The 7,926-nt window shown below is 71.4% G+C and carries 5 protein-coding genes; 2 read left to right on the top strand and 3 right to left on the bottom strand.

The features are described from left to right. Positions 1–393 precede the first annotated feature (393 nt). On the top strand, positions 394–3,267 hold the full coding sequence (glnE, locus tag AC3WQZ_RS21825; protein ID WP_459543561.1) for a bifunctional [glutamate--ammonia ligase]-adenylyl-L-tyrosine phosphorylase/[glutamate--ammonia-ligase] adenylyltransferase: 2,874 nt from the start codon (positions 394–396) through the stop codon (positions 3,265–3,267). Further along, positions 3,257–3,895 carry a rhombosortase gene (rrtA, locus tag AC3WQZ_RS21820; RefSeq protein WP_010809056.1) on the top strand — a complete coding sequence of 213 codons (639 nt, stop codon included), beginning with the start codon at positions 3,257–3,259 and terminating at the stop codon, positions 3,893–3,895. The genes glnE and rrtA overlap by 11 nt, the downstream gene beginning before the upstream one ends. 18 nt (positions 3,896–3,913) lie before the next feature. Here the strand turns inward: rrtA and mprA are convergent, their stop codons facing one another. The 3 genes from mprA to recN all read right to left on the bottom strand — a co-directional run bounded on the left by mprA (position 3,914) and on the right by recN (position 7,900). Then, entirely contained in the window at positions 3,914–5,533 is a 1,620-nt protein-coding gene (gene mprA / locus AC3WQZ_RS21815; RefSeq protein WP_492301235.1) for an MprA protease, GlyGly-CTERM protein-sorting domain-containing form, read from the bottom strand. Between the two features lie 108 nt (positions 5,534–5,641). Further along, entirely contained in the window at positions 5,642–6,091 is a 450-nt protein-coding gene (locus AC3WQZ_RS21810; RefSeq protein ID WP_010809054.1) for a hypothetical protein, read from the bottom strand. A gap of 54 nt (positions 6,092–6,145) precedes the next feature. Further along, entirely contained in the window at positions 6,146–7,900 is a 1,755-nt protein-coding gene (gene recN, locus AC3WQZ_RS21805) for a DNA repair protein RecN (RefSeq protein ID WP_492301234.1), read from the bottom strand. Positions 7,901–7,926 lie beyond the last annotated feature (26 nt).

Genomic DNA, 7,926 nt, shown 5'->3' with positions numbered 1-7,926 from the left:
GGGTGGAGGCGGCGTCCTGCCCGCCCGCGCCGCCATTGGGGGGGGAACCATCAGCGGGTTGTGGGGCGCGGCTGGACATGCGCAGATTATCCGACAATACTAGCCGCTCTCCAATCTGGTGCCCGGCCGGCTGAAACAAGAACGCGCAAGCTGCGCGCACCCAAAGCGACAATAGCCACGATGGCGCGCCCGCTGCGCGGACAACAGGACGCGAGCAGGTGAACCGCGGGACCAACCACGGGCCGCACCTTTTCTCGCATTTCAAATACTGGAATGACTGCCTCTGAACCGACGAGTTCCGCCGCTGGCGACGCTGCTGACCAACATGGCGCGCGCGCCACACCGGATCCGGCCAATCCGGCGGACCCGCAGCCGGGGCCGGGCGCCGGCACCATGGCTGCCGGCGCCTTCGCCATCACCGCGGCGCAGGCGCTGCAGCCGGCTGACGAGGCTGGCCACGCGGGCGGCCACGTATTGTACTCGGCTGCGTATTCGCACTACGCGCGCCGCGTGGTGCAGGCCCGGCCGGATTTGCCGGCCATCCTGGCTGCCGCAGCCGCCCAGCCGCTGACGCGCGCCTGGATGCAGGCGCGGCTGCAGGCGCTGCACGAGCCCTCGGCCGATGCCGAGGAATCCGCCAAGCGCAGCCTGCGCCGTCTGCGCGCCGAAGTGATGTGCGCGGTGATCGAGCGCGACCTGCGCGGCCTGGCCACGCTGGGCGAGGTCACCGGCGCCATGACCGACCTGGCCGAGCTGGCGATCCAGCACGGCCTGGCGATGCTGGGCGACGACCTGGCCGCCACCTTCGGCCGCCCGGTCGGCGCCCAAAGCGGCGAGGTGCAGGAGTTGGTGGTGGTGGGCATGGGCAAGCTGGGCGGGCGCGAGCTCAATGTCTCGTCCGACATCGACCTGATCTTCCTCTATGACGAGGACGGCGAGACCCAGGGCGGCTCGCGCAGCCTGTCCAACCACGAGTACTTCATCCGTCTCGGCCGCCGGCTGATCAACCTGCTGGCCGAGGTGACCGCCGACGGCTATGTGTTCCGCGTCGACATGCGGCTGCGCCCCAACGGCGACGCCGGACCGCTGGCGTGCAGCCTTGGCATGCTGGAGGAATACCTGGTGGTGCAGGGGCGCGAGTGGGAGCGCTATGCCTGGATCAAGGGCCGCGTGGTGTCGGCGCTCGACACGCCGCACGCGCAGCGCACCGCCGGCCTGCTGGCGCGGCTGACCACGCCCTTCGTGTTCCGCCGCTACCTGGACTACGGCGTGATCGCCGCGATCCGCTCGCTGCACGCGCAGATCCGCAGCGAGGCCGCCAAGCGCAGCGGCGGGCTGGCGGGGCACGGCGTCAACCAGCGGTCATTCAATATCAAGCTGGGCCGCGGCGGCATCCGCGAGATCGAGTTCATGGCGCAGGTGTTCCAGCTGATCCGCGGCGGCCAGGACCCGGCACTGCGCGTGCGCCCGACGCTGGAAGTGCTGGCGGTGGCGGTCGAGCGCGGGCTGCTTCCCGCCGGCCAGGCCGGGCAGCTCGGCGATGCCTACCGCTTCCTGCGCCAGCTCGAACACCGGCTGCAGTACCGCGACGACGCCCAGACCCACCACCTGCCGACTTCGCCCGACGAACAGCTGGCGGTGGCGCGGATGATGGGTTGCGACGACTGGCAGCAACTGCTGGCGCGCCTGGCGGCGCTGCAGGAGCCGGTGGCGCAGCAGTTCGAGGCCACCTTCTCGGATCCCGATGCCGCCCCGTGCGAAGCGCTGTGGCCGGGCATTGTGTTCGACGACAACGCCGCGCAAGCGCAGGACAACCCGGAACAGAAGCAGGACGACGCGGCCTGCGGCGATGACGCCGCGCCCTGCCAGCGCCTGCAGGCCGCCGGCTTTACCGACTGCACCGGGCTGCTGGACCGGCTGCGCGCGATCGCCTCGTCGCTGCGCTACCGCGCGCTGTCCGAGTCCAGCCGCGCGCGCTTCGACCAGCTGGTGAACCGCGCGCTCGACCTGGCCGCGCGCCAGGAAGATGCCGACAGCACCATCGCGCGCTTTATCGACTTCCTCGAGGCGATCAGCCGCCGCGCCTCCTACCTGTCGTTGCTGTCCGAATACCCGCAGGCGATGGACCGCGTCGCGCAGACGCTGCATGCCTCGCGCTGGGCCGCGGCCTACCTGACGCGGCATCCGCAGCTGCTGGACGAACTGCTCGACAGCGATGCGCTGGCCGGCGCGCCCGACTGGGCCGCCTTCCGCAAGCGCCTGCATGAGCGGCTGCTGGCCGCCGAAGGCCAGATCGAGCAGCAGATGGACATCCTGCGGCGCGAGCATCATGTCGAGACCTTCCGCGTGCTGCTGCAGGACCTGCAGGGCATGCTGACGGTGGAGCAGGTGGCCGACCGCCTGTCCGACCTGGCCGATGCCATGCTCGAGGCCACGCTGGAAACGGTCTGGCGCCAGCTGGCCACGCGCCACCGCGACACGCCGCGCTTCGCGGTGATCGCCTACGGCCGGCTGGGCGGCAAGGAACTGGGCTATGCCTCGGACCTGGACATCATCTTCCTGTACGACGATGACCATGAACGCGCGCCCGACGTCTACTCCGCGTATGCGCGCCGGCTGATCACCTGGCTGACCAGCCATACCGCCGCCGGTGCGCTGTTCGACGTCGACACTCGGCTGCGCCCCAACGGCGCGGCCGGCCTGCTGGTGACCAGCTTCGAGGCGTTCCGCCGCTACCAGCTGCGCGAAGGCGACAACACCGCCTGGGTGTGGGAACACCAGGCGCTGACGCGCGCGCGCTTCTGCGCCGGCGATGCCGCCATCGGTGACCGCTTCGAGGCGCTGCGCGGCGAGGTGCTGTGCCAGGACCGCGATGCCGCCGCGCTGCGCGACGAGATCGTGCAGATGCGCCGCAAGGTCGCCGAAGGCCATCCCAACCCGACCGACCTGTTCGACCTGAAGCACGATCGCGGCGGCATGGTCGATATCGAATTCACGGTGCAGTACCTGGTGCTGCTGCACAGCCGGGCGCACCCGCAGCTGACGCGCAACGCGGGCAATATCGCGCTGCTGCGCGCAGCGGGCGAGCTGGGCCTGATCGACGCCACCCTGGCACTGGCGGTGGGCGATGCCTACCGGCTGTTCCGCGCGCGCCAGCACCAGCTGCGGCTCGAGGGGCAGGCGCATGCGCGCGTCGCGCCCGAGTCGGTGGCGCAGCAGACCGGACAGGTGCGCGCGCTGTGGCAGGCCGTGTTCGGTGAGGCCTGACGCGGCAGTTCCGCCGGCACCCGCCGGCGCATCGTGGCCGGGGCTGCTGGCGGCGATCGCGCTGGTGTGGGCGCTGTCGGCCTGGTTCACCTTCATGCCGTGGTGGCATGCGCACGGCCTCTACCTGCGCGATGCGGTGCGGCTGGACGGCCAGTGGTGGCGCCTGGCCACCGCCATGTGGGTGCACCTGGACGGACACCACTGGCTGGCCGACGCGCTGGCCGCCACCGGCGTGCTTGCCATCGCCGCGCGCGTGGCGCGTGCGCGCACCCTGTTGCTGGTGCTGATTGCCTGCGGCATCGGCGTGCAGGTGGTGCTGCTGCGCGTGCCGGCGATTGCATGGTATGGCGGGCTCTCAGGCGCCTTGCACGGGCTGGCCCTGTGGGGCGCGCTCGGGCTGTTGCGGGCATCGGGCCTGGCGCGCGTCACCGGCGTGCTGCTGTGCCTGGGCGTGCTGGCCAAGGTCTGGGTGGAACAGTCGTGGCTGGCGCCGGTGGTGTTCGATCCGGCCTGGGGTTTTGGCGTGGTGCGCGTCGCGCACGCGGCCGGCGCCGTCGCCGGCCTGCTGTGCTGGGTCTTGCAGGAGTGGTGGCTGGCGCGGCGCCCGGCCCGCGGCGACGACGCCTGAACCGACCAGGCGCCGGGCTTACATGCGGCGCCGCAGCGCGAAGGCCAGCAGGCCGGACAGCGCCAGCAGCACCGCGGTCCAGGTCGGAACGGCGCCGCCACCGCCACCACCGTTGCCCGAGGCCGGTGCCGGCGCAGCCTGCGCCGGTGGCATGCCCGCCGCGGCCGCCAGTGCGCCGTCGGCATCGAGCAGGCCGGCGCCGCAGACGCCCGGATTGGTGGTGCAATAGGTGCCGGACGGATGCGGGCGTGCCGAAGACTTCAGCGCCGCGGTGACCTGGGCCGGGGTCAGCGAGCCATTGACCGCGAACATTATGGCCACCACGCCCGAGACCATCGGTGCGGCGAAGCTGGTGCCCGCGGATGACGTCACCACATAGTTGCCCAGGCCAGTCTTGCCATCGTTGTTCAGGGTGCGAATGACCGAGGGCGCGGTCGTGCACTGCCCATTGACTACCTGCGAGTTGCCACACCCGCCGCCTGGCGCGCTGATCGCGACCTGCGGGCCGACATTGGCATAGCTGGCATTCTCGCCGTCGTTGGCATGCGCCGTGACCGCGATCACGCCGCTGCAGTCGCCCGGCGCCTCCACCGCGCCGCGCTCGTTGCCGGCGGCGGCCACCACCACCACGCCGCGCGCGTTCAGGTCGGTGACGGCCTGTTGCTCAATGCTGCTGCAGGTGCCGCCGCCGAGGCTGATATTGACCACGCGCGCCGGCGTCGGATTGGCCGGCACGTTGGGTACCGACAAGCCGCCGGCCCAGCGCATGGCATCGACGGTATCGGACAGCAGCGCGCCGCAGCGGCCCGAGACGCGCACCGGCAGGATGCGCGCGTTCCAGTCGACGCCCGCGATGTCCTGCGCGTTGTTGGTCAGCGCGCCCAGCACGCTGGCGACACGGGTGCCGTGCCAACTGTTGGGCTCGGTCGTCGGGGCCGGCGATCCACCCGGGCACGAGAAACCCGCTGTCACGTTGTCGCCGGCATCGGTGGCATCGGCGTCGCGGCCATCGCCGTCATTGGAAATGGTGCTGCTGCTGATGAAGTCGTAGCCAGGCAACACGCGCGCCGCCAGGTCGGGGTGCGGCAGGATGCCGGTGTCCACCACCGCGATCACCACGCCGCTGCTGCCGCGGCTGCGGTCCCACGCGCGCGGCAGGTTGACGCCGCCCACCGCCGTGCCGGTACCCATCAGGTAAGGCTGGCGCGAGATGAACTCGGAATCGTTGGGCAGGGTGTCGTGCAGCTTCAGCCAGCGGTCGGGCACGGCATCGGCGATGCGCGGGTCCTGGCGCAGCCGGGCCGCCGCGCCTTCCGGGTCGGCTGCCAGTGCGTCGGGGACCTGCAGCAGTTGCAGGTTGCCGCCCATGGCGCGGCGCGCCGTGACGGCAATGCCGGTGCGCGCGCTCAGCTGCTTGAGCGCATCCGCCGCGGCTGCAGGCGTCTTGCTTGTGCCATCGGCGCCGTCACGCCAGCGCACGATGATCTGGCCGGTGTAGGCGGGTGCGGCATGGACGCCGGCAGCCAGTGCCGCGCTGGCCGGTATTGCGCCGCACACAGCGGCGGCGGCGATGACGATGGCCCGCCAGCGGCGGGCCACGGGGCTGCTACGGAAGTCGGACTGCGCGGGTTGCGGCATGCATACCTCCTGGGGCGTAGCGCGCGGGGGGCTTGTTATGTAGCGAATACGATTCAGCGTCGTTGCGCAAGGGCGACTGAAGGCTTAAGAACCGTCCTGCAGTCGGGCTCAGCTCTGCGGCATGTCGCGGCTGGTGGGAATGTTGCGGTTAGGCTTGAGCACGCGGTCGGGCTCGGCGGTCTCGATGCGGGGCGTGGCGCGCAGGGTTTCGACCGCCTGGTCGATGGTGGCATCCGCCGACGGCGAGATCGCGGTGACCAGCCAGACGCCGCCGGACATCGGGCGCTTGACCACATAGCGGATCGGGCCCTTGATCCCGGCCAGCAGCTTGCCGGCGTCCTCCGACAGGTTCACCGCGGGCGGCTTGAAGCGCACCATGATGTCGCCAAGAGAACGGTCATCGCTGATGCTGCCCGGCGGCGGGGCCGAGGACTTGGGCTGGGCCTGGCAGGCGGACAGCGCCAGCAGTGCGGCCGATGCGGCGGTGACGATGGCCAGCACGGCGCGCAGCGATGCGCGCGGTCGTTGCCGGAGGCCGGCTTGCGCTTGGCGGGTCATGGTGAAGCTCCTGTCAGTGTATGGATTGGCGCACGTGCGGGGCGGGCGGGGCCGTCAGCCGGCGGCGCGGCGGCTGCGCCGGCCATCCTTGCCGCCCGCGCCGCGCGCGGGCTGGCTGCCCTGGCCGCCGGCCATGCCTTGCGCCAGCATTTCTTCTGCATGTTGCAGTGTGGTGGCGGTGACGGTGGCGCCGCCCAGCATGCGCGCGGTCTCGACCACGCGCCCGGCGGGGTCCAGCACCCTGATGCGCGAGCGCGTGACCGAACCGTCGCCCGCATCGGTGGTTTCCTTGCTCACCAGCAGGTGCGTGCCGGCCTGCGCCGCCACTTGCGGCAGGTGCGTCACGCACAGCACCTGGCGCGCGCGGCCCAGCTCCTGCAGGCGCCGGCCGACCACCTCGGCCACCGCGCCGCCGATGCCGGTATCGACCTCGTCGAAGATCAGCGTGGGCGTGGGCGAGGCTTCGCTGGTGATCACCGAGATCGCCAGGCTGATGCGCGCCAGCTCGCCGCCCGACGCCACCCGGGCCAGCGGCCGCGGGCTCACGCCGGCATGGCCGGCGACCAGGAATTCGACCTGCTCGAGCCCGTGGCTCTGGCCTTCGTCGAGCGCATTGAGCGCGGCGACAAAGCTGCCGCCGGCCATCGACAGGCCCTGCATGGCGTCGGTGACCGCGGCGGACAGCGCCTGCGCCGCCTGCTTGCGGGCATGGCTGAGATGCTGCGCCAGGGTCAGGTAGGCGGCCTTGGCCGCGGTCTCGCGCGCCATCACCTTGTTCAGGTCCTGCGCGGCCTGCAGGTCGTCCAGTTGCTGGCGGCGGGCCACCAGCTCGTCGGGCAGCTGCTCGGGCGGCAGGCGGTACTTGCGCGCGGTGGCGTGCAGCGCCTGCATGCGTTCGTCGACCGCCTGCAGCCGCTCGGGATCGAGTTCGAGCCGGTCGACATAGCGCGTGAGCGAGTGCGCGGCTTCCTCGGCCTGCATCTGCGCGGGCTCGAGCGCGGCCAGCACGTCGCGCAGCGCGCCGTCGACATCAGCCAGCTGCTGCAGCTTGTGCACGATGGTATTCAGCGCCGACAGCACCGAGCCGTCGGCCTCGGACAGTGCGTCCAGCGCGGCGCGGCTGCCGTCGATCAGGCCGGCGGCATGCGACAGCCGGTTGTACTCGGACTGGATCTCTTCCCATTCGCCCGGCTGCGGGTTGAGCTTGTCCAGTTCGCCGACCTGCCATTCCAGCCGCTCGCGTTCGAGCTGCATCTCGCGCGACTGGTGTTCCACCGCCTCGCGCTGGCGCACGCAGGCACGCCAGGCGCGCCAGGCCTCGGCCACCGCGCCGGCCTGCTGGGTGAGGCCGGCGTGGGCGTCGAACAGCAGCCGCTGCGCATCGGGGCGCAGCAGCAGCTGGTGCGCGTGCTGGCCGTGGATGTCGACCAGCTGGTCGCCGACTTCGCGCAGCTGCGCCAGGGTGGCGGCGGCGCCGTTGATAAAGGCCTTGCTGCGGCCGCCGGCATCGACCGTGCGGCGCAGCAGCACGGTATGCACGCCGTCTTCCGCTTCGCTGTTGAGCTCGCGCTCGGCCAGCCAGGCATCCAGTGCCGGGTGGGTCGAGAAGGTGGCGCTGACGCTGGCGCGCGGGGCGCCTTCGCGCACCACGCCGGCATCGGCGCGTTCGCCCAGCACCAGCGCCAGGGCATCGATCAGGATGGATTTGCCGGCGCCGGTCTCGCCGGTGAAGACGGTGAAGCCAGTGGTGAAGTCCAGGTCGAGCGTATCGACGATGACGAAATCGCGGATGGACAGGCTGCGCAGCATCGTGGCGTGGAAGGTAGTCGGTCCGA

It is taken from the genome of Cupriavidus sp. FW305-26 (assembly GCF_058787975.1).
The sequence above is the reverse complement of the archived record's forward strand: the minus strand, read 5'-3'. Positions and strand labels throughout refer to the sequence as shown.